The 26,264-nt window shown below is 32.9% G+C and carries 28 protein-coding genes; 15 read left to right on the top strand and 13 right to left on the bottom strand.

Going from position 1 to position 26,264, the window contains the following annotated elements; translation table 11 throughout:
• The first annotated feature begins 44 nt into the window (after window positions 1-44).
• On the top strand, window positions 45-1,280 hold the full coding sequence (gene hutI / locus BLT80_RS09925) for an imidazolonepropionase (RefSeq protein WP_092467472.1): 1,236 nt from the start codon (window positions 45-47) through the stop codon (window positions 1,278-1,280).
• A 58-nt stretch (window positions 1,281-1,338) separates the two neighbouring features.
• Here the strand turns inward: hutI and BLT80_RS09920 are convergent, their stop codons facing one another.
• On the bottom strand, window positions 1,339-2,226 hold the full coding sequence (locus BLT80_RS09920; protein WP_092467470.1) for a chromosome partitioning protein ParA: 888 nt from the start codon (window positions 2,224-2,226) through the stop codon (window positions 1,339-1,341).
• Between the two features lie 111 nt (window positions 2,227-2,337).
• On the opposite strand from BLT80_RS09920, the gene BLT80_RS09915 reads away from it, so the two are divergent.
• The gene (locus tag BLT80_RS09915; RefSeq protein WP_092467468.1) at window positions 2,338-3,357 is read left to right on the top strand and encodes a formimidoylglutamase; all 1,020 of its coding nucleotides are present in this window, start codon (window positions 2,338-2,340) and stop codon (window positions 3,355-3,357) included.
• A 156-nt stretch (window positions 3,358-3,513) separates the two neighbouring features.
• On the opposite strand, the gene BLT80_RS09910 is transcribed toward BLT80_RS09915, so the two are convergent.
• From BLT80_RS09910 to BLT80_RS09885, 6 genes are all read right to left on the bottom strand, one after another.
• Window positions 3,514-4,341: a mechanosensitive ion channel family protein gene (locus BLT80_RS09910; RefSeq protein WP_092467466.1), complete on the bottom strand. Its 828-nt coding sequence runs from the start codon at window positions 4,339-4,341 to the stop codon at window positions 3,514-3,516.
• A gap of 25 nt (window positions 4,342-4,366) precedes the next feature.
• Entirely contained in the window at window positions 4,367-4,549 is a 183-nt protein-coding gene (locus BLT80_RS09905; protein ID WP_092467464.1) for a hypothetical protein, read from the bottom strand.
• A complete protein-coding gene (locus BLT80_RS09900) occupies window positions 4,533-5,126 on the bottom strand; it encodes an RNA polymerase sigma factor (protein WP_092467463.1) in 594 nt (197 codons plus the stop codon). The genes BLT80_RS09905 and BLT80_RS09900 overlap by 17 nt, the downstream gene beginning before the upstream one ends.
• Before the next feature lie 81 nt (window positions 5,127-5,207).
• Window positions 5,208-5,612: a DUF2721 domain-containing protein gene (locus BLT80_RS09895; protein WP_092467462.1), complete on the bottom strand. Its 405-nt coding sequence runs from the start codon at window positions 5,610-5,612 to the stop codon at window positions 5,208-5,210.
• A gap of 137 nt (window positions 5,613-5,749) precedes the next feature.
• A complete protein-coding gene (locus BLT80_RS09890) occupies window positions 5,750-6,973 on the bottom strand; it encodes an alpha/beta hydrolase-fold protein (protein ID WP_092467974.1) in 1,224 nt (407 codons plus the stop codon).
• An 11-nt stretch (window positions 6,974-6,984) separates the two neighbouring features.
• Window positions 6,985-7,383, bottom strand: a complete 399-nt coding sequence (locus tag BLT80_RS09885) for a MotA/TolQ/ExbB proton channel family protein (RefSeq protein WP_092467461.1) — start codon at window positions 7,381-7,383, stop codon at window positions 6,985-6,987.
• Between the two features lie 337 nt (window positions 7,384-7,720).
• Between BLT80_RS09885 and BLT80_RS20280 the strand changes: the two genes are divergently transcribed.
• The 3 genes from BLT80_RS20280 to BLT80_RS09870 all read left to right on the top strand — a co-directional run bounded on the left by BLT80_RS20280 (window position 7,721) and on the right by BLT80_RS09870 (window position 9,990).
• Window positions 7,721-8,629, top strand: a complete 909-nt coding sequence (locus tag BLT80_RS20280) for a sensor histidine kinase (protein ID WP_317041771.1) — start codon at window positions 7,721-7,723, stop codon at window positions 8,627-8,629.
• Window positions 8,622-9,332 (top strand): LytR/AlgR family response regulator transcription factor, encoded by a 711-nt coding sequence (locus tag BLT80_RS09875; RefSeq protein ID WP_092467459.1) that lies wholly within the window; start codon window positions 8,622-8,624, stop codon window positions 9,330-9,332. The genes BLT80_RS20280 and BLT80_RS09875 overlap by 8 nt, the downstream gene beginning before the upstream one ends.
• 67 nt (window positions 9,333-9,399) lie before the next feature.
• A complete protein-coding gene (locus BLT80_RS09870) occupies window positions 9,400-9,990 on the top strand; it encodes a hypothetical protein (RefSeq protein WP_092467458.1) in 591 nt (196 codons plus the stop codon).
• Here the strand turns inward: BLT80_RS09870 and BLT80_RS09865 are convergent.
• From BLT80_RS09865 to BLT80_RS09840, 6 genes are all read right to left on the bottom strand, one after another.
• Window positions 9,985-10,824 (bottom strand): DUF922 domain-containing protein, encoded by an 840-nt coding sequence (locus BLT80_RS09865; protein ID WP_092467457.1) that lies wholly within the window; start codon window positions 10,822-10,824, stop codon window positions 9,985-9,987. The genes BLT80_RS09870 and BLT80_RS09865 overlap by 6 nt on opposite strands.
• Window positions 10,825-10,885: 61 nt before the next feature.
• Window positions 10,886-12,076 carry an enoyl-ACP reductase FabV gene (gene fabV / locus BLT80_RS09860; RefSeq protein WP_092467456.1) on the bottom strand — a complete coding sequence of 397 codons (1,191 nt, stop codon included), beginning with the start codon at window positions 12,074-12,076 and terminating at the stop codon, window positions 10,886-10,888.
• A gap of 10 nt (window positions 12,077-12,086) precedes the next feature.
• A complete protein-coding gene (gene lpdA, locus BLT80_RS09855) occupies window positions 12,087-13,487 on the bottom strand; it encodes a dihydrolipoyl dehydrogenase (protein WP_092467455.1) in 1,401 nt (466 codons plus the stop codon).
• A 99-nt stretch (window positions 13,488-13,586) separates the two neighbouring features.
• On the bottom strand, window positions 13,587-15,194 hold the full coding sequence (locus BLT80_RS09850; protein ID WP_092467454.1) for a S41 family peptidase: 1,608 nt from the start codon (window positions 15,192-15,194) through the stop codon (window positions 13,587-13,589).
• Between the two features lie 329 nt (window positions 15,195-15,523).
• Entirely contained in the window at window positions 15,524-16,294 is a 771-nt protein-coding gene (locus tag BLT80_RS09845; protein ID WP_092467453.1) for a LuxR C-terminal-related transcriptional regulator, read from the bottom strand.
• 162 nt (window positions 16,295-16,456) lie between these two features.
• A complete protein-coding gene (locus BLT80_RS09840; RefSeq protein WP_092467452.1) occupies window positions 16,457-16,915 on the bottom strand; it encodes an Lrp/AsnC family transcriptional regulator in 459 nt (152 codons plus the stop codon).
• Window positions 16,916-17,170: 255 nt separating this feature from the next.
• On the opposite strand from BLT80_RS09840, the gene BLT80_RS09835 reads away from it, so the two are divergent.
• The 10 genes from BLT80_RS09835 to BLT80_RS09790 all read left to right on the top strand — a co-directional run bounded on the left by BLT80_RS09835 (window position 17,171) and on the right by BLT80_RS09790 (window position 26,215).
• Window positions 17,171-18,370, top strand: coding sequence for an aminotransferase class I/II-fold pyridoxal phosphate-dependent enzyme (locus BLT80_RS09835; RefSeq protein WP_092467451.1), 1,200 nt, complete (start codon window positions 17,171-17,173; stop codon window positions 18,368-18,370).
• 147 nt (window positions 18,371-18,517) lie between these two features.
• Complete coding sequence (gene nhaC, locus BLT80_RS09830; protein ID WP_092467450.1) at window positions 18,518-19,987, top strand: Na+/H+ antiporter NhaC; 1,470 nt, start codon at window positions 18,518-18,520, stop codon at window positions 19,985-19,987.
• A gap of 141 nt (window positions 19,988-20,128) precedes the next feature.
• Window positions 20,129-20,767: a peroxiredoxin gene (locus BLT80_RS09825; RefSeq protein WP_092467449.1), complete on the top strand. Its 639-nt coding sequence runs from the start codon at window positions 20,129-20,131 to the stop codon at window positions 20,765-20,767.
• A gap of 104 nt (window positions 20,768-20,871) precedes the next feature.
• Window positions 20,872-21,180 carry a thioredoxin family protein gene (locus BLT80_RS09820; RefSeq protein ID WP_020897038.1) on the top strand — a complete coding sequence of 103 codons (309 nt, stop codon included), beginning with the start codon at window positions 20,872-20,874 and terminating at the stop codon, window positions 21,178-21,180.
• Between the two features lie 221 nt (window positions 21,181-21,401).
• Window positions 21,402-21,659, top strand: coding sequence for a DUF6952 family protein (locus tag BLT80_RS09815; protein WP_020897037.1), 258 nt, complete (start codon window positions 21,402-21,404; stop codon window positions 21,657-21,659).
• 273 nt (window positions 21,660-21,932) lie between these two features.
• Window positions 21,933-23,285 (top strand): TrkH family potassium uptake protein, encoded by a 1,353-nt coding sequence (locus tag BLT80_RS09810; RefSeq protein ID WP_092467448.1) that lies wholly within the window; start codon window positions 21,933-21,935, stop codon window positions 23,283-23,285.
• 199 nt (window positions 23,286-23,484) lie between these two features.
• Window positions 23,485-23,958 (top strand): Crp/Fnr family transcriptional regulator, encoded by a 474-nt coding sequence (locus BLT80_RS09805; protein WP_092467447.1) that lies wholly within the window; start codon window positions 23,485-23,487, stop codon window positions 23,956-23,958.
• A gap of 83 nt (window positions 23,959-24,041) precedes the next feature.
• Window positions 24,042-24,452, top strand: a complete 411-nt coding sequence (locus BLT80_RS09800; RefSeq protein ID WP_092467446.1) for a DoxX family protein — start codon at window positions 24,042-24,044, stop codon at window positions 24,450-24,452.
• Between the two features lie 207 nt (window positions 24,453-24,659).
• On the top strand, window positions 24,660-25,241 hold the full coding sequence (locus tag BLT80_RS09795; RefSeq protein WP_092467445.1) for a Crp/Fnr family transcriptional regulator: 582 nt from the start codon (window positions 24,660-24,662) through the stop codon (window positions 25,239-25,241).
• Window positions 25,242-25,324: 83 nt separating this feature from the next.
• Entirely contained in the window at window positions 25,325-26,215 is an 891-nt protein-coding gene (locus BLT80_RS09790; RefSeq protein WP_092467444.1) for an MBL fold metallo-hydrolase, read from the top strand.
• Window positions 26,216-26,264: the final 49 nt, after the last annotated feature.

Raw genomic sequence — 26,264 nt, 5'->3', positions numbered from 1 at the left:
TTTTGTTCAAAAAAATAGCAATCTTTACAAAAACACCAATCCATATGTCCATACTTATTACTAATATTAAGCAGCTACTTCAAGTTCACGAACATAACGTTACAATTATTAAAGGTAGTGCTATGAAAGAGCTTTCATATATAGAAAATGCGTACGTTTATATTGATTACGATACCATTATAGAATATGGTAAAATGGAAGATTGCAGTAGTATTGAAGCCGATACCATTATAGACGCCACCGGAAAAATAGTATTACCATCTTGGTGCGATTCTCACACGCATATTGTTTATGCAGGAGACAGAACTTCAGAGTTTGTGGACCGAATTAATGGATTAAGCTATGCCGAAATAGCCAATAAAGGCGGTGGAATTTTAAACTCTGCAAAAGTACTTCAAGAAACGTCTGAAGACGATTTGTATGACCAATCTATAAAGCGACTTAATGAACTTATAGCCATGGGAACTGGAGCTGTGGAGATTAAAACAGGCTACGGTTTAACGGTTGAAGCCGAATTAAAAATGCTTCGGGTTATAAAGCGTATAAAACAAGAAAGTTTAGCAATAATCATTCCCACCTTATTAGCGGCACACGCTATTCCTGAAGAATTTCGATCAAAAAAACAAGATTATATTAAGTATATCACTCAAGAATTGATTCCAAAAGCTGCTAAATTAAATATCACTAAATATGTTGATGTGTTTTGCGAAGAAGGCTATTTTGATATTAAAGATACAGAAGCCATTTTAGAAGCTGGAAATAAATATAATTTACGACCAAAAATTCATGTTAATCAATTTAATATTCTTGGTGGTATTGCGCTTGGTGTAAAACACAATGCTTTATCCGTAGATCATTTAGAAGAATTAAATGACAAGGATATTGAAGCTTTAAAAGGAAGTGATACGATACCTGTAGCTTTACCAGGTTGCTCCTATTTTTTAAGTATTCCTTATACCCAAGCACGAAAAATTATTGATGCTGGTTTGCCTTTGGCAATTGCTACGGATTACAATCCTGGATCCGCACCAAGTGGAAATATGAATTTTATAGTCAGTGCTGCTTGTGTAAAACTAAAACTGACTCCAGAAGAAGCGATAAACGCTGCAACTGTAAATGGCGCTTATGCCATGGGAATCAGTAATATGTACGGCAGCATTACACGAGGAAAAAAAGCAAATCTCATTATTACTAAACCAATGAATCATTATAGTGAAATACCATATGCTTTTGCTCACAACCCTATTGAACAAGTGATAATTAACGGTCAAATATTATAACAAAAAAAATCCAGAAGCGAACTTCTGGATTTTTTTTATCAATTTATCAAAGGTGTTTTTATTTCAATTCAAATTCTGAAGAAGACACTAATGCTTTATCACTAAAGACATTTACTTGATAACGTCCTTTTTCGAATTTTGAATCTTTCAATTCATTTATATATTCACAAATATTTAAATTTCTATTCTCGTAATTAAATCTACTAATTAGACTGTAGTTTAAGACTTGGTCTTCAAATTCAATCTGATCGTTAGAACCTAATACATTATTCTTAGGATCAATGACTTGTACATACAATTCTTTATCTCCTGCTTCTGTTAGCATGTTCTTAGCTACAGTAAAACAAACTTTAATTTTATCACTGCGGGTTGCACGCTCTGTTGGTATTTGTTTACCACTGTTTCGTTCAATAACCCCCATCCCGACTAAACCAACAGTTTGTAATGCTGCTGCATCTTTAACAACTGTTGCAAGTTCTGTGTTTTGGACTAATAACGAATCGGTAAACATGGTGCGCTCAGCTAACTGAACTTGTGTACTATCTAAAGACGATGCTAAGTATTGGTTCTCCCCTTTTAAACGATCGTTTTCAGTTAATAAAACGTCCATTTCTTCTTGTAAGGCCATATACTTCTTTTTGTAGTTCCATAAACTACCAACGCTATTTTGAGATACTTTTAATGAATCCATTAAGCCTTGTATACGCTCTCTTGCAGCAATTAAATCTTGATTTTTAATTTCACTCTCAGCGATGGCTTCATCATAGTCTTTTGCCATGTTGTTGAGATCATTCATCACCTGTTTCTTTTCATTCACTAATAATTTTTCATTCTCCTGCTTTTCGCTGTAAAGTTTAGAGGTGTAAAAAGCAGTGACTAAGAATAATACTAATAATATGCCTAATCCTACTTTTAATCCTGTACTTGATTTTTGTGAACCTTCCATAAATTGTTTGTTTTAAGTATTGTTAATTCTTGTTTTTTTAATCTTAATTTAGAGGCCAAAGTAATTAAATAAAAATGTACTTTTAATTTATTATTCTAATTTTTTATCCAAATGGAGCATCTTATAGTATTTACAGAAAAAGAAAAACAATTGCTTTTAAAGAAACGTAAGGGTGAAACAAAATTTGGAGAACATATTCAGCTAATACCTAACCTCACTAAGATATACGATGATATTGTAAATTTAGATGTTGACTATGTTGTTTTCGGAATAAAAGAGGATATTGGCGTCACTGCAAACTTCGGTAATACAGGGACTCACAAAGCTTGGGACGCTACTCTAAAAGTTTTGTTAAATATACAGAGTAATGAGTTTACTGCCGCAAAGCGAGTTTTAATCTTAGGGCATTTAGATTATAACGAGGAACGCAATGCTATAGCGGATTTAGATCTTTCGAAAAAAAAGCAGATATCTAGAGTAAGACATCTTGTAGAAACTATAGATAAAGATGTTACCTATGTTGTGTCGTCAATTATTAATGCTGGTAAAATTCCTATTATTATAGGAGGTGGTCACAATAATGCTTACGGCAATATTAAAGGTTGTGCTTTAGCAAACAACGGAAAAATAAATGTGGTGAATTTTGACGCACATTCTGATTTTAGAGCTGAAGAAGGCAGACATAGCGGTAATGGATTTAGCTATGCTTTTGCGGAGGGATTTTTAAAGAACTATTTTATTTTTGGATTGCACGAAAACTATACGTCTGATACGTTGTTAAAAACGATGAAGAAAGTTAAAACGATAAAACACAATACTTACGAGGCTATTGAAGTTAGAAATGAATTCGATTTTACTTCTGAAATAAAATATGCTTTAGACTACATTTCTGATAGAAAATTTGGAATTGAAATTGATTGCGACGCCATTAGAAATATACAAAGTAGCGCTATGACACCGAGCGGTTTTAGTGTCAAACAAGCTAGGCAATTTGTGAATGGTTTTGGGAAGCATGAAAATGCAACATATCTTCATATTTGTGAAGCGGCACCTACTAATAAAACCGAAACTAAAATTGGGAAGTTAATTACCTATTTAATTACTGATTTTATTCGGGCCAATAAGTCATAACCATGCTGTATTACTACATAGCAGTAAATAGTTTTTACGCTATTATTGGTTAAATAAAAAACCCTCTTCAAATTATTGAAAAGGGTTTTAAATAGCTCAAGCACATGCAGGATCGTATTTTATGCAAGCATAAAATCTATAATCCTAACCTTATAGTTAATCCTGCATTTGAACTTGATTTTCTGTAATATCTTTTATAGGAACAATAAGTTTACCTTCTGAATTTTTTAATATGACAGAGATACTTTTTACAGCTTCTATTTCATAAATCTTATCATTAAAGATAATTTTCTGCCCAACCTCAAAGGTCTTACGCGCATAAAATGTATTTAATAATTTAGCGACAACTTCTCTTGCTCCCAAACCAAAAGCGATGGAAAAGGCTAACAAGAAGCCTGCGATTATCATATTAATATTGTTGGTAATTATATCCGTGTTAATACCAGCTTGATTTAAAGCTGTAATAGATATAAATGTCAGTAATAAGAAAAACACCACTTGGCTAATCATCTTACCACCTGACAAATCCATTGATTCGAATAATTTTTTCAAACCATTCTTAACAAAATTGGCAAAGATTAAACCAATTACAAATATAATTAGCGCTGCAAATAATTGTGGTAAATAAGACAACAAGGCACTAATCTGATTAGAAATAATCTCTAATCCCATAATATCTGATGCTGTAATTAATAAAATGATATACATCAACCATTTTACAGAACTAGAAACAATCTTAACAGTATCAAAATTGAGTTTTTTACCTTCAATAATCTCAATTTCATTTAACTTATCATCTAACTTATTGGCCTTTGCTAATTTTAAAACCTTCTTAATAAGCTTAATAACAAGCTTCGTTATAATCCAACCAATAATTAACACAATTACTGCCCCAATTATATTAGGAAATACTTTAGTAATCTCTAACCACATAGTAGTTAACGATTGCATAGCAATATCTTTAAATTCTGTTACTTTTTCCATACTAATACTATTACACTAAGATTTTCTACTTATTATCGTTTTTTCGTCTACTTGTTACACTGTCTATAATATGACCAATATTATACGAAAACAATTCTGCCAATTCCATAAAGAGTTTTGCTATAGCAATATCATGCATAACTTTCTCTTTCAGTTCCAGCGGGACCTCCTGTAAAGGTTTATCTAATTGCTTAAATGGATTCTCCATCTTTCGTATAATTTGTGTACTTATGTACAAGTTTATCTTTCGCTCTTTTTAATCGCATTTTAACTGCGCTTTCTCCAATATCTAAAACGTCAGCCAATTCTTTAATTGATAAATTATCTTGATACTTTAATAATAACATCATTTTATCATCTGGTGAGATGAGTTCCATAACGTGCTTCAACTGCTCTACTCTCATGCTTTCAAACTCTAGAGTAGAATCAACATCTTCACCTATATTCTCAATATCAATATTTTCAGTACTAATAGTTTTTTTCTCAAACTTTTTGGCAGTATTTCTAGTGACATAATTCACACAATGATTATACGTAAAAGCATACAACCATGTCGAAAATTTAGACTTCCCTTTAAAACTACCTAATTTGACATAAACTCTTAAAAACACATCTTGAGTTAAATCCTTGGCTTCATCAGCTCCATTCGCAAATCCATAACATTTATTATAGACCATGTTCGCAAATCTATCGTACAGCACTTCGAACAACAAAGTGTCGTTAGTTTTTACGATAGCTTCTACGAGCGCTTCATCGGTTAGACTATGAATAGCGTCTTTTGTCAAGGGATTTTTTAGTCGGTATTAAATTGGTTATTAATATTAAGACACTCAATATTTAAAGAGGTCACAAAAAAATTAAACTATTTATTTTTTAACATGATTTTCAATATCTCCTAAATGATGTTGTAAAGATTTTGCTGATATTTGGATTTCCCATATTAAAAACAATAAGGATAAAATAAGAAGTACTAATCCTAAACCAAATGCCCAAACTGCTACAATAGGATAATGTATATAAATTAAGAACATCGTTAAAACACAAAATAATAAACTCGTAATCCCTGCAATCTGCATATACCGAGTTAACTGTATTCTTAATTTTAAATTCTTAATTTGTCTGAGAACGGAAGCGTCTTGATCCTTTAAATACTTATCGCTAAGATTTCGGATGATAGCAGCATAGGCTAAAAACCGATTTGTATAGGCTAACATGATTAATGATATTGCCGAGAATAAAAGTGCTGGTGTTGTGAGCGTTAGTTCTTCCATAATCTATTTTTACAAAATTACAGAAATAAAACTCTAGATAATAAAAAAGCGAACTTTATAAAGTTCGCTTTTAAAATAATATTTGATTGTGTTTCAAGAAGTTGTTCTATTACATCGCTCTATGAAGATACGACCTTCTACTCCCCTAATTTCAGAAGTTTGGCTTTTGCATCCTCATTACCATCTATCTCAATAGCTTTTTTATAATATTCAATAGCTAAAATTTTGTCTTTTTGAGCTACATAATAATCCCCTAACGCAACATAACTGTTTGAGTCATTTGGATAGAAATCGAGATTCATTTCAAGAAATGCCAAGGCTTTTTTGGGTAGATTATGACCTTGAAGCATAAAGAAACCAACATCATTTAGCAATTGCCAATTGGGCTTAACGTCACGTTTCATGCGCATACTCAATTTTTTATAATGCACATAATAGGGTTCTGTTAATTGTTTTATTGAATAGCTTTTTGGGGTATTAAATCTCCACATTTCAGGAAATGGAAACCAAGAATATATAGATCGCAACCCATTGTATTGAGCTGGTATAACAACACTTCCGTGATCTTCGCTTTTAAAATACTCCCATGTAAAATTAAGTTTGTTATTATGTTTAACCAATACATCATGAAACTTTAAATTAGCTCTAATTCCTTCAGTAGACTCAGTTTTATCTCTTCTTACCTTTACTGTATCCATAGCTTTACCAAGACTATTAGCGACTGCGATATATAATGATTTCTCTTTCAGGTTTTTCGTATTGATTTTTTCTTCAGCTTCTTTGACCAAATATTCATTATCCCACCAAAGGCTCGGATCTATTGCTAAATAGTTATCAAAAACACTATCATAATTCAAAAAAGTGTAGAGTACAAATAAGCCACCTGTGGAATGACCAATGATTGTGTTATTATTCTCTGCTGGGTATTTATTATTTATAAAAGGTTGTAATTCTTGTTCTACAAACTTTAAGAAATTACGAGCCCCTCCAGAAGTTTTTGATTCATGTCCACGCTGAAATGGAACATTGGTTGGTGTAAAATCCCTTGTTCTATCGGTATTCGTTATGCCTACAATAATTGAATTGGGAATCGTCCATGGTATTAATTGCTTAAGCATCGCAGTGATAGAATAAAAATTCTTTGATGCATCTAGCACATAAATTACTGGATATTTTTTTGAGCTATCCGTACCTTCTGGGACTTGCACCCAAATTTCTCTTTGCTCTTTTAATACTTCAGAATACAAACTATCAAGTTCACCAATTATAATTTCTTTACTATCATTTTGCTTGTGCTGTGCGTTGCTTTTAGCATAAAGACACAAAACTATTAGGACTATTATTATTTTATATTTTTTCATTTTAATACGCATTAGGCTTCTTCTTCAGATTTCAATGTCCATTTGAAAATTAAAATACCTAATCTGCCTATGATAAAAGCAAACAGGCCAAATGTTACGGTAAGTAAGGCGACTTTTAAACCTGCTGAAAAAAGATCTGGTCGCGTCTCGCCTAAAGCTTCTACCATATCAAATAGTCCAATAACGCCTAATAATGAACCTAGACAACCTATAACTAGTGATAATAAGCTTGAATCCACAGCTAAGCCAATCATTTTTTTAGATGTCTGTTGGTCATGCTTATTAATAAATGCTCTTGCTATAAAAAATAAAGACAATAGAAAACAAATTAGAATTATGTACATTACAGGTCCTCCGTCTGTAAATATTCTTCCAATGAAAAGGTGTTTAGGTGCAAATGATAAAGTCATGATTTTGTTTTTAAAGTTAAATTCATTCAAATTTACATCAAGAATTCATTGATAGAAATACAATGCGACAAAATACCGTTTTAGGATTGGATTTAACTGAATTGTCAAATCCGGTATTAAATTGGTCATTTGTCTACAAAACCTTAATCAGAAAAAAAAATAATCTAATATTGTAATAGAGAAAGACCTTTTTAATAAAAAAACGCACATTATCAAACAATTAACCCAATCATTATTACATATATTATTCTGGTGCACAGTACTATTATTTTTCGCATACCTTATTGGTGTAGACAATACAATTAACAGTAATATATTTTACTTCTCATTATTTTTAATGCCTGTAACCATTGGCACAACTTATATTTCAATATATAATCTTATTCCTAATTATTTAATTGTCAAACGGTATTGGTTATTTGGTCTTTATTGTATTTATACGTTGATCATTTCCATATGCGCTATAGCCTTTTCAATGTTTTTGGGCTTATTTTTCCTGTCAAGCCTAGAAATTGATATCAATACAATAAGTCGAAGTGCCATATTTATAATGATATGTATTTACTTAGTCGTCATTATAGTTAGTGCATTTAAGTTGTTAAAATTTAATCTTCAACAATCTAAAACCAATATCAAACTCGAAACCAAAATCCTCGAAACACAACTAAAATTAAAAGAGCAAGAATTAAAATATTTAAAAATGCAGATTCATCCGCACTTTTTATTCAATACCCTAAACACCATGTATGGTTTTGCGTTAAAGAAAGCTGATGAAACGCCAGAAATGATTCTAAAACTATCTAATCTTTTAGATTATTTGCTATACCAAGTTGATAAGCCCTTTGTGCCTTTAACGGATGAGATTAACCATATTAAAGATTATATAAGTTTAGAACAACTGCGTTTTAATGATACTCTAGAAGTTAATTTAAGTGATAAAAGTTGCTCTGAGAATATGAAAATTGCCCCAATGTTATTTTTACCTTTTGTAGAGAATAGCTTTAAGCATGGCAAGATTAAAGATGGCAAACTGACTATTAACATTGCATTTAAATGTAAAAACAACAGTATCCATTTTAGTATTAAAAATTCGCATTCTAAAACAGGTACAATTCAACCTGGTATAGGATTAGACAACATAAAGAAACGACTAGAACTACTCTATAAAAATCAGTATGATATAAATATTATAGAGAATAACCATTTTTTCGAAGTACAACTAAAACTATCATTAATCAATGTCTAAAAGCATCTCTTGTATTATCGTTGACGATGAATCTATAGCTAGAGACATCATAGCTTCTCATTTATCTAAGATTGATACTATTGAGGTTGCTGCACAATGCAAAAATGCCATCGAAGCTTTTAACTTTATGAGCAATAATACAGTGGACTTAGTCTTTTTAGATATTAACATGCCAGAGATATCAGGAATCGCTTTTGCAAAATCCATAAACAAAGACATTAAGATTATTTTTACCACAGCCTATAGAGATTATGCTGTGGAAGGTTTTGATCTACAAGCTGTCGATTACCTACTAAAACCTATTGCTTTTCCGCGTTTACTACAGTCTGTAAACCGGTATTTTGAAGTCTTTTCGAGTTCTGAAGAAACAACTACGAACGCGTTAGATAACAATGATTTTATATTTGTACGTTCTGACCGAAGAATGCAAAAAATAAACTTTGACGACCTTCTCTATATTGAAAGTTATAGCGATTATATTAAAATTTATCTTTCAGACAGTGTTATAGTCACCAGAGAAACGATTACCGCCATTGAGGCGAAATTACCAAAAACACGTTTTTTAAGAATTCACAGATCTTATATTGTGGCGTTAGAACACATACAGTCATTTACAAATGAACATGTTACAGTTAATCGGAAAGCGCTTTCCATTAGTCGAAGTTATAAGAAAGAAGTTTTAAAACATCTAGAAAATTTTTAACTTTAAGAAATAAACGCCCAAATCGCAACGTTACAAAGCAACGACCTTTGTATTGAAACCTCATTAAATGAATGATTACCTACATAATACTATTCCTAATTTAAAACCATTTAACTATGAGGTTCATCACGATTCTCATTTTATAAATAAACAATGGGTTTTAATAAATGGCATTTCTAAAAAGAAATCGATTTATACATTTAAAGCAGATAATATTCTGGAAATTTCCAGGAAAGATCATGTGATTAAAACCTCATGGAACATTACTATTCAGAATATCTTTTCTATTGAAACCGAAGATGGAATGATTACTGTAAAAGCGTTTTTTAAAGATGATGATATTTTGGTGCTAAACAACCAGAGCAAAGAAGAATTTGCTATGTACATTAACGCGACCAACTATGATGACGATATAAATTCAGTCGAAGATATCCAAGCCTTCCTAAAAGACAAATATAAAAAGAAGGTCAGTACTATAATTTATGATCACGAATTCTATTACATCGAAAAATCAGAAGAATTTGGACCTTTTAAAGTTGAAGTCTTAGCCGAAAAAGTAAAAAATGGGGATATCAGTGCCTATTGCTTTGTGCGCGATATTAATGAACACGATTATAAGAACCGTATGCGAATTGAGGATTTACTACACGAATTATAATACTTGTTTCTTATATAAATCATATTTGGCGAGTTCAATTTCTACAATGGCTTCCCAATGTTCCTGAGTTTCTTTTTTATCACCATATTTGGTTTCATCGTCATATCGGTTTTGACGTTCGTTCAATTCATTAAAAACTTTATCAAAAATGGCTTTAGCTCGCACAAGATTCTCACTAGTTACCTTGGCATCTATTAACTCTTTTCTAAGTTTTCTTGTATATATTTCGGTAATATCGAAGTGAATTTGCTCATGTCTTAACACATAATCATTTCGTCCATTTAAAGCCACCCAACTTTCATTGGTATTAAATACGCTTTGAACAAAAATTTGCCCCTCTTTTAAGTAATTAATACCCGACTCGTATCCAAAACCAGAGTTCGTTAAGGCTAAGGTATTTGGATTATTAATTACATCTGGCTCACCTTTAAAATCATCCCAAGTTAATTTTCTATTTTCACTCCATTCAATCTCAGTTTCATAAATCTTTGGATCGGCAACCTTATAAATTGTGGCTCGTAATCTATGGCATGTACTCCATTTATCTGGAGTTTTATATTCCGTTATTTTTATAAGATTAGCACCGGCTTCTCTTGCCATTTTCTTAAGACTGAGAACATTCTCATAATATGTGCAATTCACTGCTAAGCCACCGTCTTTAGCCTGTATAACACCAATAACATCACCTGTAATTAATTGAGTATCGTGTATAACTAAAACAACCACTAATTCATCCTTAGAAAGTGGAGGGAAATTTTTATCTATTTTACTTTTTAACCTAGGTGAACAGGTCATAAAAATCACAAATAAAAAATAAAAGAATTCTTTTTTCATTAAAACTTAATTAAAACAAAAAAGCGAACTCCATGAGTTCGCTTTTAAAAATAAAATTGTTTTACGATTGCAATCCAGGAATAGCAACCATTTCATTAACATCCTTATCGTAATCAACACCATCAACATTAAAGCCAAATAGGTTGAAGAAATCTGTTTTATAACCGTCTAAATCACCAATGTTTGGTAACGTTTCAGTCGTCGCTTCTTTCCAAAGCTCTAATACTTTTGCTTGAATATCATCTCGCATTTCCCAATCGTCAATACGAATTCGCCCTTCGGCATCCAATTGTAAATCTTCAGCATATAAACGCTCATTAAATAAACGTTCAATTTGCTCTATACAACCTTCATGAATCCCCTCTTCTTTCATCACTTTATACAATAATGAAATGTATAACGGAATTACCGGAATTGCAGAACTCGCCTGCGTTACTAAAGCTTTGTTTACAGAAACATAACCTTTTCCGTTGATATCTTTTAAAGAATCTGTAATCTCAAAAGCAGTAGCCTCTAAATGATCTTTTGCACGACCAATCGTTCCTTTTCTATAAACCGCTTCTGTTAATGAAGGGCCGATATAAGAGTACGCAACCGTTTTAAAATCTTCAGATAATACATCTGCAGATTTTAAGAGGTCAATCCACATTTTCCAATCTTCACCTCCCATTACGGCAATCGTATTATCAATATCATCACCTGAACAAGGCTCTATTGAAATTTCTTTTACGACTCCTGTATGAAAATCTACGGTGTTATTTGTAAATGTTTCTCCAATCGGTTTCAAAACAGATTTAAAACGCTCTCCTGTATCTGGATGTGTTCTTACTGGCGACGCCAAACTGTAAATAACCATATCAATCTTCCCTAAGTCGTCTTGAATTAATTTTAAAGTTTGTGCTTTAATTTCGTTTGAAAATGCATCTCCATTGATACTCTTAGCATACAAGCCATCTTTATGCGCTTGGGTTTCAAAAGCGGCACTGTTGTACCAACCTGGTGACGCCGGACGGCCTTCTGTAGGTGGCTTTTCAAAAAACACACCAATTGTTGAGGCGTTAGAGCCATAAGCACTAGTAATTCTAGATGCTAAGCCAAAGCCTGTTGATGCTCCAATAACTAAGACCTTTTTTGGGCCATTAGTTGTTGGGTTTGATTTAATATAGTCTATCTGACTTAATACATTTTGCTCACAGCCAACTGGATGTGATGTTAAACATATAAACCCTCTAGTTTTTGGTTCTATTATCATATTATATAGTCTAAACGTGTAATGCTCTATCTTCTGTTGCTGCTAAAGCGGCTTCTTTTACGGCTTCTGCAAATGTTGGGTGTGCATGAGACATCCGTGAAATATCTTCGGCGGACGCTCTAAATTCCATAGCGACTACAGCTTCTGCAATTAAATCGGCACAACGTGCACCAATCATATGAACTCCTAAAACCTCATCTGTAGTTTTATCTGCTAAGATTTTTACAAAGCCATCAAGATCTCCACTTGCTCTAGCACGACCTAATGCTCTAAATGGAAACTGACCCACTTTATACTCAACATTAGCTGCTTTTAATTCTTCTTCTGTTTTACCAACAGCAGCCACTTCTGGCCATGTGTAAACCACTCCTGGAATTAAGTTATAATCAATATGTGGTTTTTGCCCTGCTAATGTTTCAGCAACAAAAACACCTTCTTCTTCCGCTTTGTGTGCTAGCATCGCTCCTTTAATAACATCACCAATAGCATAGATGTTGTCGACGCTAGTTTGTAAGTGGTCATTAACCTCAACCTGTCCTCTATCATTCATTGCCACTCCTGCTGCATCAAGATTTAAACCAGCGGTATATGGCTTACGACCCACAGATACTAAACAATAATCTCCTTTAAATTCTACAACTTCGCCTTTCTTATTTTCTGCCTTCACAATCACTTCATCTCCATGGCGCTCTACAGACTGCACTTTATGAGACAACATCATTTTACATTTGGCTTTCTTAAAGACTTTATTCAATTCTTTAGATAAGCCTGCATCCATCGTTGGTAAGATTCTGTCCATATATTCAATGACAGTAACCTCAGCACCTAAACGACGATACACTTGTCCTAACTCTAAACCAATAACTCCACCACCAATGATAATAAGATGTTTTGGAATCTCTTTCAATTTTAAAGCTTCAGTAGATGTGATAACACGTTCTTTATCTAAAGTAATAAACGGTAATGTTGATGGTTTAGATCCTGTAGCAATAATAATTTTCTTTGCTTCAATCTCTTGTGCATCTTTACCTTCTATTGTAATATGAGTGGCATCTTTAAAAGACCCAAGACCTTCAAAAACATCGATATTATTTTTCTTCATTAAGAAATCAATACCACCTGTAGTTTGATCTACAACAGCTTGTTTACGACCAATCATCTTTTCTAAATTCACTTTGATGTCTCCAGGGATTTCAATACCGTGTTCTTCAAAATGTTTAGTCGCTTCTTCGTAATGATGCGAAGAACTTAATAAGGCTTTACTTGGAATACAACCTACGTTTAAGCACGTACCACCAAGCGTTGAATATTTTTCAATAATAGCTGTTTTCATGCCTAATTGTGCGCAACGGATTGCCGCTACATAACCTCCAGGTCCAGAACCAATTATTGCTACATCGTATGATTTCATAAAGAATAGTGTTTATCTGATTAAATATAATGCCTGCAAAAGTACAATTTTGATTACTGATTTACGAATTTTAAAAGTCATTATTAAAGACCGCTATATTTATTTATTTTGTTCTAAATCCTTTAAAACCCACTCTAATTCTGGATCAACGTTATGTAAACGATCTTCATACGTTGGAAGTATTTCAACATCTGGTTTTACACCATAACCGTCTATCTCAGTTTGATTGTTAGGGCCAATATATACTAGGGGTATTCTAATTTGCATTTTGGTATTGGGTAAATTATAATATTTATACATCCCTGCAACTGTTCCATTGTAAGCACCACCTGTTTCTTCACCTACAAAAATTGCGCGTTTTTTTCCATGCAGTTTTGCTGATAAAACAGCTGAGGCAGAAAACGAATTCCCATTAATTAGGACATAAATTTTACCTTTAAAATTTAATGGTTTTGCCTCTTTCTCTTTAGAGGACTTAAGCTTGTAATATAGAACACCCTCTTTTTTTTCTGTTTTAAGAACTTCTAATGTCGCAATTATTGGAGACACTAAAACAAAAGCACCTTTAATCATGTTAGGTGAATTACTAATCATACTTTTTAGAAACGGAGTCCTTGAATTGACTTCACTCGGATTAATCATGTTAAAATTTTCATCGGTGAGGTATGAATACAAATAAGTAATTTGATCTAAACTTCCACCAAAGTTATTTCGCAAATCAATAATTAATGTTTCTGTTTTTAGAGAGTCTAGGGTTTTAAAAGTCTCATCATAAAAATCTTCATAGTTTCCATATGAAAATCCTCTAATTTTTAATAAGGCTGAAGCACTATCCTTACCTACAAAATCTAAGTTACGCGCATATTCATCTTTAACATAGTCATAGCCGTATTTTTGATTGTTCTTTCTTTTGGCTTTACTTTCTAATTTTTTCGCTTTGCGTTCGGCTTTAGTCAGCCTCGAAGTTCGCTTATTTATGTTCGTTAATGAATCTGATTTGATAGCGTCTTGCTTAAGCGTGGTAGTATCTTTTATTAAGACACGTTTATACATTTTTACAAATGTAGAATCCATATTTCTTAAGGTAAAAGTAAGACTATCAAAACGACCTTTATCTTTTGAATATAACGACATAAAACGAGTCCCAGTATATCTATTATAGAAGGTGGTGTTGTAACCATCAGAAGCTATAATTTTTTTATAATTATTGATTAAATCCTGAGGGGTTTCGTCTTCAATTTTTAGAACTTCTGCATTATTATAAACAGAGTCATTACCTCTAGCGTTAACAATAATGAGCTTTTCATCTAAGTATTCAAAATTCAAATTATTGATATCAAATTTAGTTTTATTTAAGGCTTGACGCTCTTTTTTAGTAAACTTAATGCTTGGTGGAGATAGTGACATATGGCCTTGACCTACATATTTAGTAACCGCAGCGAGTTGCTTATAAAATGTTCTACTATCCATAGGCTCGTCGATGGCACTCTTTAAACTATCGAACTTAAAATCGAGTACGTCTTTAGAGGTGAACTGATACAAATGCGGATGATGACGCTGCAATTGGTCATAAACCTTATCTATATCTTCATGTAAGTCTTCAACGGAATGTAATTTGGTGACTTGCATATTGTGTTTTTCAACACTGGCGCAAGATGTTAATAGTAATAATATGGTACAAAGAAATAGTAATGTTATTTTACTCATGGTAATTGATTTTAAAACTGATTGATGATTGCATTATAGCTTATATCTATAAAGACGTAAAAATATTAAGAAAGGTTGCTTATCAAATAGTTTTTAAGATAGAAGTTCAGAAATTTCTTAAAACTGAGACAAAATAATCGACACTAAAGTGGCAGAATCAATGTGGATATAGCGGTATAAACTAAGGCTTGAAGAAAACAAAATAGTCCAAACTTTCGATTAATGACAATAATCTTAAGAATGGACTTATTTTACCCTTGATTTATAGCTCTACAAAATTGCATATAAATATATTACGCGGCAATACTCAATTTAAGTATTTATTAATTTTACAACCAATGTTGATTCATTTTTAACATCCCTACAAGCTCTCCTGTTGATGAAATATTAAGCTTTTTCAATATATTTCTTCGGTGTGTATTTACCGTATGAGAACTTATATTTAACTTCTTTGAAATTTCTTTACTAGATTGATTTAACACAAGTAAGCGAATCACATCGCGCTCTCGATGACTAATACCATCATTCAATAATTTTTGAGAGAAGTTATTAAAAAACAGCGTTTCGTACTCCTTGTTGGTATTTAACAATTTAGCTGTTGCGGTTATTTCCATTTTTATATTTGGATCTAAAACCGTGTAATGAGCTAAACCAATAATAGGCTTGCCTTCAGAATCAAAAACTAAAGGAGTGGTATTCTGAACAATATTCATGTAAACATCATCACTATTTTTAAGTCTAAAATTCCATGTGTAATTAGCATCTTTTCGTTTGTCTTCCGGAATTTCTTCAAGTGTAAACGTCATCAAGCTATTGAGTGCGCTTAACCAAGCATCAATATCGTCTGGGTGAATTCTACTCCAGAAATAACGCATACCTAATGCCTTTAACTCATTAGCATCTAGACCTAAACATGTTGTAAAGTTTTTACTTATATATTCAAAAGTTAAATCTTGCGTATTAGTGACGCAAAAAAAAGTAGAGCTGTAAGGTAAGTATTCATCGAGTTCTATAAACTTCTCGATGTGCTCTTTTAGAAACGGCTTGTCGTAGGATTTAAATATAAACTTGTATAAATCCTTAATTTCAGTGTATCTCATAGTGTAAAATTATGAAATTTATCGAATTACAATATCCTAGCCTTTAATTAAATGAAACACAAACACCATAACCAACATATTATCAGCACTTTTACCGCTCTGAATTCATTGTTAAAGACACAAAATGAGGACACATTTTTAACCTAAAGCGTTCTTCCCATGTTAAAGTGTAATGGCCGTGGTATGCTTTACTTCATTAATCATAAACATACTGTGTGTACTGCCTATATGATCAATTTTGGTGAGTTTCTCGACCATAAATTCTCTAAAGGCTTTCATGTCTTTAACAAGTACTTTTAGCAAGTAGTCATAATCACCACTCAAATGGTAACACTCTAAAACCTCATGTAGCTGATTCACTTCACGCTCAAATTTCACGACATAATCTTGAGAATGTTGGACTAACTTTATGTGACAAAACGCGACAAAGTCTTTCTTAACTTTACTCTTATCCACCAAAGCCACATACTGCTTTACAATACCGCTTTTTTCGAGTTTTTTAATGCGTTCATAAACGGCAGTGACCGATAAATTTAATTGAAGAGATAAGGCTTTGTTGGTTTGCTTACTATCATTTTGTAGTAATTTAAGAAGTTCTCTGTCAATAGCATCAAAGGTCATACGTTTATTTTTTCGGAAATAATTATAGAATACCCAAATTTAGCGATAATAAACCCATTAAAAATGAAATTTGTAGATAATTAAACCATAAATCAGAGTCGCTATTGATTAATCATCTAAATATGTCGAAATTTGGAATACATAAACACTAAATAAAATTATTATAACACGAGCATATTCGAAATCTTATCGCCTTAAAAGAGATGGTAAATAGCGAATTGCATGTGACCATTAACAAACACTAAAAATAAACTCATGACTTTTAAACCTGCAAACAATATACAAGACTTACAATACTTTGGAGAATTCGGTGGGGTTAACCCATCTATTTCAGATTCATCTACATACACCTTTTTATCAGCAAAAACCATGTTCGATACTTTTGAAGGTAATGCCGATGGTTGTTATTTATACTCACGTCACTCTTCTCCATCTAATTTATATTTAGGGGAAGCCTTAGCGGCTATGGAAGGTACAGAAACGGCTACAGTTACCGCTTCTGGTATGGGAGCTATTACTCCGGTAATATTACAACTTTGTGATGCTGGTGACCATGTAGTGAGTAGCAGAACCATCTACGGCGGGACTTATGCCTTCTTAAAAAACTTTACTCCACGTTTAGGGATCTCTACAACCTTTGTGGACATTACGAAGTTAGATACGGTTGAAGCGGCAATTACTCCAACAACAAAAATATTATACTGCGAATCGGTTAGTAATCCACTATTAGAGGTTGCAGACATTAAAGGCTTGGCTGCCATCGCTAAAAAACACAATCTGAAATTGGTGGTAGATAATACCTTTTCACCCTTATCCATTTCACCTATTAATTTGGGTGCTGATATTGTAGTACATAGTTTAACCAAATTCATCAATGGCTCGTCTGATACGGTTGGTGGAGTCGTTTGTGGTACACACGAGTTAATTAACGATTTACGAAACGTCAACAGCGGAGCGGCCATGTTATTAGGATCGACAATGGATAGTCTACGTTCTGCGTCGGTATTAAAGAATCTAAGAACCTTGCATATTAGAATGATGCAACACAGTCATAACGCCACCTATTTAGCAGAACAGTTTGAAAACGATGGTTTAAAAACGGTATATCCAGGATTAGCCTCTCACCCATCGCATGAGTTATTCAAATCGATGATGAATGAAAAATACGGTTTTGGTGGTATGATGACCATTGATGTAGGGTCTTTAGATAAAGCCAATGCCTTAATGGAAATGATGCAAGAACGCAACTTAGGTTATTTAGCAGTGAGTTTAGGATTCTACAAAACTTTATTCAGCGCTCCTGGTAGCTCTACCTCTTCTGAAATTCCGGAAGACGAACAAGAAGCCATGGGCTTAAGCGATGGCTTAATTCGCTTCTCTATCGGATTGGATGCCGATATTGAACGTACTTACAAAACCATGAAAGCCTGTATGAAAGAATTAAACATTCTCTAAGTTAAAATCATATGTACTTTATTAAAGGTTAGATGCTTATACAACAGTAAGCGTCTAACCTTTTTTTGGTGTCCTAATCTAGGATTCGTATTCCATTTGCAAATGGCTTAACAAAATCGTAACATTACGACACTAAACTGAACGAAAATGCAAGAAAACGACAACCTAAGTGAGATTAAAACAGAAGATCAAGTAATTATAGACAATAAAGAACTTAGTTTTTTTGAAGCACTTATACCTGTTGTGATTCTAATGGCCATGTTAGCCTATAATATCTTTCTCGTTGAAGATCAAGAATGGCTTGGCGCGTATACCAATCAAATTATTTTAGTTTTAGGTGGAGCGGTTGCTGCAATTGTGGGCTTTTTTAATAAAGTGAGCCTCAGTGTTATGCTAAAAGAGATTTGGGAAAACCTGAGAAGTGTGTTTGTGCCCATCATGATTTTATTCTTAGTCGGAGCCTTAGCGGGTACATGGCTCGTTAGTGGTGTCATCCCTGCTATGGTCTATTACGGTTTACAAGTTTTAAGCCCAGAAATATTTTTACCCGCTTCCGTTATCATTGCCGCTGTCATCTCTATTGCTACAGGGAGTTCTTGGACTACCTCTGCAACCGTTGGTATTGCTTTAGTGGGTATTGGAACCGCTTTAGGTATTAATCCAGGTATGATTGCCGGAGCCGTGATATCTGGAGCGTATTTTGGAGATAAAATGTCACCTTTAAGTGATACCACTAATTTAGCACCTGCTATGGCAGGGACGGACTTGTTTACGCACATCAAATACATGGCCATTACAACCGTACCTACAATCATTATCACTCTTATTGTTTTCGGTATTATTAGTTTCAATATAGATACAACCGGAAGTGCGGATATCAGCAACCTTCTCGCGTCTATAGATCATACTTTTAATATCTCACCATGGTTGTTTTTAGTGCCTGTTGGTGTAGTGACCTTAATCTTATTAAAAACAAAACCTTTATTAGCATTAGCGTCCGGAATTATCTTAGCGATCATCTTTGCGTTCGTGTTTCAAGGTAATATTTTAGAAGGGCTGTCTGAATCGAAATTTACGGCTATTACAAATTCAATTCTTACCGATACGGCTATCGTTACAGATAATCCTAAATTAAACGATCTGTTCTCATCTGGTGGAATGAACGGCATGCTTTGGACCATCTATTTAATTATATGTGCCATGATTTTTGGTGGCATCATGGATGGTATCGGAGCACTTTCTAGAATCACAAAAGCCTTACTGTCTATAGCCACATCTATATTCGGATTATTTGCCAGTACCGTGCTAAGTTGTTTAGGCTTAAATCTTATTGCTTCAGATCAGTATTTAGCGATTGTTATTCCTGGAAAAATGTTTAAACAAGCCTATGAAGATAAGGGCTTAGCTCCAGAAAACTTAAGTCGTACACTCGAAGATTCTGGTACCGTAACCTCTGTCCTAATTCCTTGGAACACTTGTGGAGCTTACCAAAGTGGCGTTCTAGGTGTCGGTGTGGGCGAATATATTGGCTATGCTATTTTTAACTACTTAAGTCCATTTACAACCTTATTATTTGCAGCCTTAAATCTTAAAATTAAGATGCTAAAAGCGAAATAGTTTTTAATTATTCAAAATAAAACTTAGTATAGCTAAAAGCTATTGCTTTATAAAAAATTAAAATTTGCTTAACGTATTAATTCCCTAATGAAAAGTATCTTTGTAGTAGAAAATTAATAATCAATTTAAAACTATAAAAACATGGCATTAGTAGGAAGACAATTTCCAGATTTAGACGTAAACGCAATGAATGATATGGGCGACACTTTTAAAGTGAACGTTCTAGAAGAAGCACGTAATAACAATAAAAAAGTAGTATTATTCTGGTACCCAAAAGATTTCACTTTTGTTTGTCCAACAGAATTACACGCATTTCAAGCCGCTTTAGGTGAATTCGAAAAAAGAAACACCCTTGTAATTGGTGCATCTTGTGACACAGCTGAAGTACACTTTGCTTGGTTAAGCACATCTAAAGATAATGGTGGAATTGAAGGCGTAACATACCCAATTTTAGCAGATTCTAATCGTAACCTAGCGTCAGCATTAGGGATCTTAGATATTTTCAACGAACAATTTGATGAAGAAACTGGTTTAGTAACTGTTGAAGGTGATAACGTAACATACAGAGCTACGTACATCATTGACGAAGAAGGAACCATTCAACACGAAAGCGTTAACAACATGCCTTTAGGTAGAAACGTTAACGAATACTTAAGAATTATCGATGCGTTAACGCACGTACAAGAAAAAGGTGAAGTTTGTCCTGCAAACTGGGAAGAAGGTAAAGAAGCAATGCAAGCCAATGCAAAAGGGACTGCTGCTTATTTAGCATCTCATTAATCTAAAAATTTAAAATTTATGTCATTGCGAGCAAAGCGTGGCAATCTGTTTATTAAAATAGAGATTGCTTCACGTTGTTCGCAATGACGTATAAAACAAAAATCATGATACAAGAATTAGAACAAGATAATCTTCAAGAGATTATCAATAGTAATGATACAGTGATCGTACAATATTCAGCGACGTGGTGTGGAAATTGTAGAATAATGAAACCTAAGTTTAAGAAATTAGCAACAGAGCACGAAGGAGCAACCTTTGTGATCGCTGATGCTGAAAAATTTCCTGAAAGTAGAAAATTAGCAACGGTAGATAATTTACCAACTTTTGCAACATTCAAAAACGGTGAATTTAAAAGTCAAGTACAAACTAATAAGTTCGATGTTTTAAAAGAATTGGTGGACGACGCTGTGTAACACACCATTTTTAGGTTGAGCACAGTCGAAACCTATCTGTCAGGTTGAGCGCAGTCGAAACCTATTGGTCCGGTTGAGCATTAGCGAGATCAAAATACATGTTGAGCGAAGATAGCTTACATCGTAAATCAAAACCTCTATAACAGGTTAAACTCAGTCGAAACCTATTTGTCAGGTTGAGCGCAGTCGAAACCTCTTAATAATACAAAACACCATCAGCAATGAAACTACCCGTAATAAAACACCTAACACAATTCATAGAAGACAATGACGAAGATTACATCATTGAAACTATAGAAACACTTGAGGCCTTAACCGAAGTACCGTCTTTAAAAGATGAAGAGCTCGACGTGATTGGAGAATTAATCTCTAATATGTATGGAGCCATTGAAGTCAATAAAATGATCAAAGATGGAGCCACTAAAAAAGATGCCGTTAACAACTTTATGAAACGCGTTTTAGGGTCTATAGATAAGTAATTGAAAAAGAGAATTACCCCTTTTAAACAGTTTCAGTTCCTATGAGTTAGCTATCATGGTTTTCCGTAACCTATATGCATTAGAGGATTGCAACTTGGCTTTTATCTGAGAAAACCAGTATGTAACTTTTCGTATAGATTTTTGACGAAATACACTTAACTTCGTTGCTAGAATATAAAAAGCTACTATATTTTGCTCTATTTTCGGGATATGAGTAATAAAAGTTACTGTATAACGAATTGTGTGTCATTAAAAAAAACCGAAATACAAAGAATGGAAAATAAAACATACAAGAAAATATCTAATTGGTACCGAAAATTCCAAATTAGTAAATCACCTCAAATGAATTTAGTTTGGGGATTCTTTTTGTATACGCTAATTGGATTTATTTTACTGTCTATTCCTTTATTTCACAAAACCGACATTTCTTTTTTAGATAATTTATTTATTTCAACTTCTGCTATTTCAACTACTGGACTTGTGACAATAAGCGTTTTCGATTCCTATAATTTTTTCGGTCAATTTGTTATTATGGCTTTAATACAAATTGGCGGAATTGGATATATGACGCTAACGACATACTATTTATTGTTTACTACCAAAAAAATAACACATTGGCATAGTAAATTAATAGGAACGGAATTTACATTACCTAATACAATTCAGATAAAAGATTTTATCAAAAGCGTTATTGTTTTTACCCTAATAATGGAAACTATTGGAGCTATACTTTTCTACTTTGCCTTTACCAATTCTGGAATGGGGAGTTTAAAAGCAATTTGGTTTTCAATTTTTCATAGTATTTCATCGTTTTGTACAGCTGGTTTTGGATTGTTTAATGATGGTTTCGAAAGCTATCAAGACAATACTTTTATAAACACAATTATTTCTGTATTGGCAATTTCTGGTTCTTTGGGTTTTATTGTAATTACAGATTTGTGGTATCGAATTAGGGGTAAATCAAAAGAAATTTCGTTCACAACTAAAATCATTATCTATGGGTTTTTGTTTTTACTTTTTTTAGGAACTTTACTCATTTACACAACAGAATCATCCTCTATTCTCGGTTCGAATAGTTCACTTATGACCTCTTTCTTCCAAGCAATGTCAGCTATGACAACAGTTGGGTTTAACACAATACCTATCGGTCAATTATCCTTGCCAATATTATTGCTTATAACCTTTCTTATGTATATTGGAGCTTCGCCTTCAGGAACAGCAGGAGGAATGAAAATAACGACATTGACGGCAATGCTATCGATATTAAAAAGTCGATTGTTTGGTCAGAAAAAAATCACATTTTTAAACAGACTTATTCCATTTGAAAGAATATACGTTGCCACATCAACTTTTATGCTTTACACGAGTTTAATTTTCTTGTTTTCATTTTTACTTTCTTACTTTGAAAACTTTTCTTTTGACAGCATATTATTTGAAGTAGCATCCGCTTTAGGAACAGTTGGATTAAGTACTGGAATTACAGGAGATTTAACTAACGTTGGGAAAATATTGATTATTATTTTAATGTTTATTGGACGAGTTGGAGTTCTAACTTTTGGATTTGCATTATTGCAACAAAAAGAGAACGATTCTAAAAAAATTAGAACTGATGATTTGGCTGTATGAAAAAATTAATAATTAGAAAAATAGAAAAAACGCCACACAACACCGTATAAAATTCATTGCTAGTTATAGCCTACTTACGAAAACCTTCTCGGATTTTCTATTCGGTTTGTATTTGCTAACTTTAATGCTTAAACACGCAACGAAATCATACACAAAACCGTTGTTTGCCATTTAAACAAACCTTAATAAGACTTGAAAATTGAAAAAAATAAACGTAAAAAAAGGAGCTGTATTACAACGAAAAGGGGATATAAGTTCCAAGGTTTATCTTGTTGAAAGTGGTTTGTTACGAAGCTATACAATTGATGATAAAGGGAAAGAACATATATATATGTTTGGTCCTGAAAATTGGTTAGTTGCTGACAGTTGTGAACCCAATACACCTTGTCAATTATTTATAGATGCTCTTGAAGACACCATTATAAATGTCGCTACAAAAGAAGAATTACTAAAGGAAGGTCCAGACCTAACTGCCTTATTAAGACGTTTAGATACTATGCAAAATAGAATTATAATGTTAATGAGTTCAAATGCAAAAAAAAGGTATGAGCATTTTACTAAAACGTATCCAAACATTATTCAAAGAGTTCCGCTAAAAATGGTAGCTTCTTATTTAGGAATTACACCTGAAGCCTTGAGTCGTATCAGAAATGAACTTTCTAAAAAAAAATAAACCAATATTATTTCTTGATGAACATCAATGCATAGGCTTTCAAAAACTATGAATTTTGTTCTATAAATAAAATTTAAAGTATAATGACAAATCAAAAAAGTAACAAAGCAATTAATATAGCATTATGGATTGCGCAAGGATTATTAGCCCTAATGTTTATCATGGCTGGATTAATGAAAGCTACACAACCGGTTGAAGCACTTACAGAAGCGCTTCCATGGGTAGCAAATACACCGATTGCATTGGTTAAATTTATAGGAGTTAGTGAACTATTGGGTGGTTTAGGATTATTAATCCCTTCAATTTTCAGATGGAAACCTAATTTAACGATATTGGCAGCTCTTGGCTTAGCCTTGATTATGGTATTAGCCGGTGGATTTCATGCTTCTAGAGGAGAGTTCTCTGCAATAGGAATGAATGTAATTTTACTAGGACTTGCACTTTTTATTGCTTGGGGACGAAGAAAAAAAGCACCTATACTTGCCAAGAAATAATGTGAAATTACTGGCTTTATAAATTACGTAAGCTGAATAAAAACAGGATACAACAATGTTTAAAAGCAATAGCGGTTCAGGTGTAAACTTGAACCGCTATTGCTTTTATTTAACTATATTGCTTAGTGAGATGTAAGTGCAGATAAATCCGCTACTACTCTTATACTAAAGACTAAACATTGGGCGTAATATTGAAATCCTTCGAATATGACAGAATTACTAACACAAAATATATTAAACCATATTACGCTTTCAAAAAAAGAGCTAGAAAGTTTTTGCAGCTTATTTAACCAAAAAGAAGTTAGAAAAAAACATTTCCTCATGCAAGAAGGTGAAATTTGCAAGTTTGAGGGCTTTGTTACCAAAGGGCTTTTCAGAGTATATCACATAGACAGTAATGGATTTGAACAAGTACTTTATTTTGCTCAAGAGAATTGGTGGATAACCGACATAGACAGCTTCACTAATGAAAAACCATCACAACTTTATATTCAAGCATTAGAGGATAGTGAAGTATTATTAATTTCAAAAAAAGATAAAGAGTTTGCTTATAATAAAATTCCTAAAATAGAGAAACTGTTTAGAGTCATGACTCAAAAAACACATATCGCTTTACAACGAAGAATCATAGATAATTTAAGTAAAACAGCAGACCAACGTTATATAGACTTTATTGAAAAATATCCCAAGCTCTTTCAACGATTAACCAATGTGCAAATTGCCGCTTACTTGGGCATAAGCCACGAGTTTTTGAGTAAAATTAGACGAAAAATCGCTAGTAAAAAATAATTAAAAATTCATTTATTGAACTTGTTCAATGTTTTGAAGTAGGTAATAATCGCATCTTTGTACCATCATTAAATACAAGCAAAATGAAATCAATTATTTCAACATCATTATTAACAATTTTAATTTTATTCAAAATGAACGCACAAGCACAAAGTTTCAAAACAATAGAAACAAACAAATTTAAACTTCAAGTTTACAACGCATCAGAAAACAGTTTTGGCGTAGCATCAGTAATTATCTCAGGTAAAAACGATGCCGTATTAATAGATGCACAATTTACATTAGCAGAGGCAGAACAAGTTGCTCAAGAAATTAAAAACTCAGGTAAAACATTAACGACTATTTATGTGTCTCATGGTGACCCTGATTTTTATTTCGGATTAGAAGTATTCAAAAAATATTTCCCAGAGGTTACGGCTTATGCATCGCCTGCAACAGTAGAACATATTAAGGCAACAGCTCAAAAGAAATTGGAAGTTTGGGGAGAAAGATTAGGTGATAAAATTACATCTAACGTTATTTTACCTCAAGTTCTAAAAGAAAATTATATTGAGTTAGAAGGCGAAAAACTAGAAATCATTGGATTAGAAAATTTCCCAAAAAGAACCTTTGTATGGATTCCATCAATTAAAACAGCTTTAGGCGGAATTAATGTGTTTGGCACAACATTTAATGTATGGATGGCAGATGCACAAACAACAGAAGTACGTAATAATTGGATTTCAATTTTAAATACCATCAGTGATTTAAAACCTGAAATAGTAATTCCTGCACACGCAAATACTAATTCCGATTTCACTATTGATGCTGTAAACCACACTAAGAATTACATTCAATTTTATGAAGACGCTTTAAAAAGCAATACTACTTCTGAAGATTTAATAGCAACAATAAAATCAAAATATCCGAATTTAACTTTTGAAACAGCTTTAATGCTAGGAGCAAAAGTGAACACAGGAGAAATGAAATGGTAAGATTTATAATAATTATCAACTTGACATTGCTTTTAGTAGTGTCAAGTTG

It is taken from the genome of Winogradskyella thalassocola, assembly GCF_900099995.1.
Classification (GTDB): domain Bacteria; phylum Bacteroidota; class Bacteroidia; order Flavobacteriales; family Flavobacteriaceae; genus Winogradskyella; species Winogradskyella thalassocola.
Note: the sequence above shows the minus strand (reverse complement) of the source record. Positions and strands in the feature narration are given on the sequence as shown.

Coding starts and splice junctions, on each gene's coding strand:
- hutI (WP_092467472.1), top strand. CDS start 45: ATGTCCATACTTATTACTAATATTAAGCAGCTACTTCAAGTTCACGAA.
- BLT80_RS09920 (WP_092467470.1), bottom strand. CDS start 2,226: ATGGAAGGTTCACAAAAATCAAGTACAGGATTAAAAGTAGGATTAGGC.
- BLT80_RS09915 (WP_092467468.1), top strand. CDS start 2,338: ATGGAGCATCTTATAGTATTTACAGAAAAAGAAAAACAATTGCTTTTA.
- BLT80_RS09910 (WP_092467466.1), bottom strand. CDS start 4,341: ATGGAAAAAGTAACAGAATTTAAAGATATTGCTATGCAATCGTTAACT.
- BLT80_RS09905 (WP_092467464.1), bottom strand. CDS start 4,549: ATGGAGAATCCATTTAAGCAATTAGATAAACCTTTACAGGAGGTCCCG.
- BLT80_RS09895 (WP_092467462.1), bottom strand. CDS start 5,612: ATGGAAGAACTAACGCTCACAACACCAGCACTTTTATTCTCGGCAATA.
- BLT80_RS09890 (WP_092467974.1), bottom strand. CDS start 6,973: ATGAAAAAATATAAAATAATAATAGTCCTAATAGTTTTGTGTCTTTAT.
- BLT80_RS09885 (WP_092467461.1), bottom strand. CDS start 7,383: ATGACTTTATCATTTGCACCTAAACACCTTTTCATTGGAAGAATATTT.
- BLT80_RS20280 (WP_317041771.1), top strand. CDS start 7,721: ATGCCTGTAACCATTGGCACAACTTATATTTCAATATATAATCTTATT.
- BLT80_RS09875 (WP_092467459.1), top strand. CDS start 8,622: ATGTCTAAAAGCATCTCTTGTATTATCGTTGACGATGAATCTATAGCT.
- BLT80_RS09870 (WP_092467458.1), top strand. CDS start 9,400: ATGAATGATTACCTACATAATACTATTCCTAATTTAAAACCATTTAAC.
- BLT80_RS09865 (WP_092467457.1), bottom strand. CDS start 10,824: ATGAAAAAAGAATTCTTTTATTTTTTATTTGTGATTTTTATGACCTGT.
- fabV (WP_092467456.1), bottom strand. CDS start 12,076: ATGATAATAGAACCAAAAACTAGAGGGTTTATATGTTTAACATCACAT.
- lpdA (WP_092467455.1), bottom strand. CDS start 13,487: ATGAAATCATACGATGTAGCAATAATTGGTTCTGGACCTGGAGGTTAT.
- BLT80_RS09850 (WP_092467454.1), bottom strand. CDS start 15,194: ATGAGTAAAATAACATTACTATTTCTTTGTACCATATTATTACTATTA.
- BLT80_RS09845 (WP_092467453.1), bottom strand. CDS start 16,294: ATGAGATACACTGAAATTAAGGATTTATACAAGTTTATATTTAAATCC.
- BLT80_RS09840 (WP_092467452.1), bottom strand. CDS start 16,915: ATGACCTTTGATGCTATTGACAGAGAACTTCTTAAATTACTACAAAAT.
- BLT80_RS09835 (WP_092467451.1), top strand. CDS start 17,171: ATGACTTTTAAACCTGCAAACAATATACAAGACTTACAATACTTTGGA.
- nhaC (WP_092467450.1), top strand. CDS start 18,518: ATGCAAGAAAACGACAACCTAAGTGAGATTAAAACAGAAGATCAAGTA.
- BLT80_RS09825 (WP_092467449.1), top strand. CDS start 20,129: ATGGCATTAGTAGGAAGACAATTTCCAGATTTAGACGTAAACGCAATG.
- BLT80_RS09820 (WP_020897038.1), top strand. CDS start 20,872: ATGATACAAGAATTAGAACAAGATAATCTTCAAGAGATTATCAATAGT.
- BLT80_RS09815 (WP_020897037.1), top strand. CDS start 21,402: ATGAAACTACCCGTAATAAAACACCTAACACAATTCATAGAAGACAAT.
- BLT80_RS09810 (WP_092467448.1), top strand. CDS start 21,933: ATGGAAAATAAAACATACAAGAAAATATCTAATTGGTACCGAAAATTC.
- BLT80_RS09800 (WP_092467446.1), top strand. CDS start 24,042: ATGACAAATCAAAAAAGTAACAAAGCAATTAATATAGCATTATGGATT.
- BLT80_RS09795 (WP_092467445.1), top strand. CDS start 24,660: ATGACAGAATTACTAACACAAAATATATTAAACCATATTACGCTTTCA.
- BLT80_RS09790 (WP_092467444.1), top strand. CDS start 25,325: ATGAAATCAATTATTTCAACATCATTATTAACAATTTTAATTTTATTC.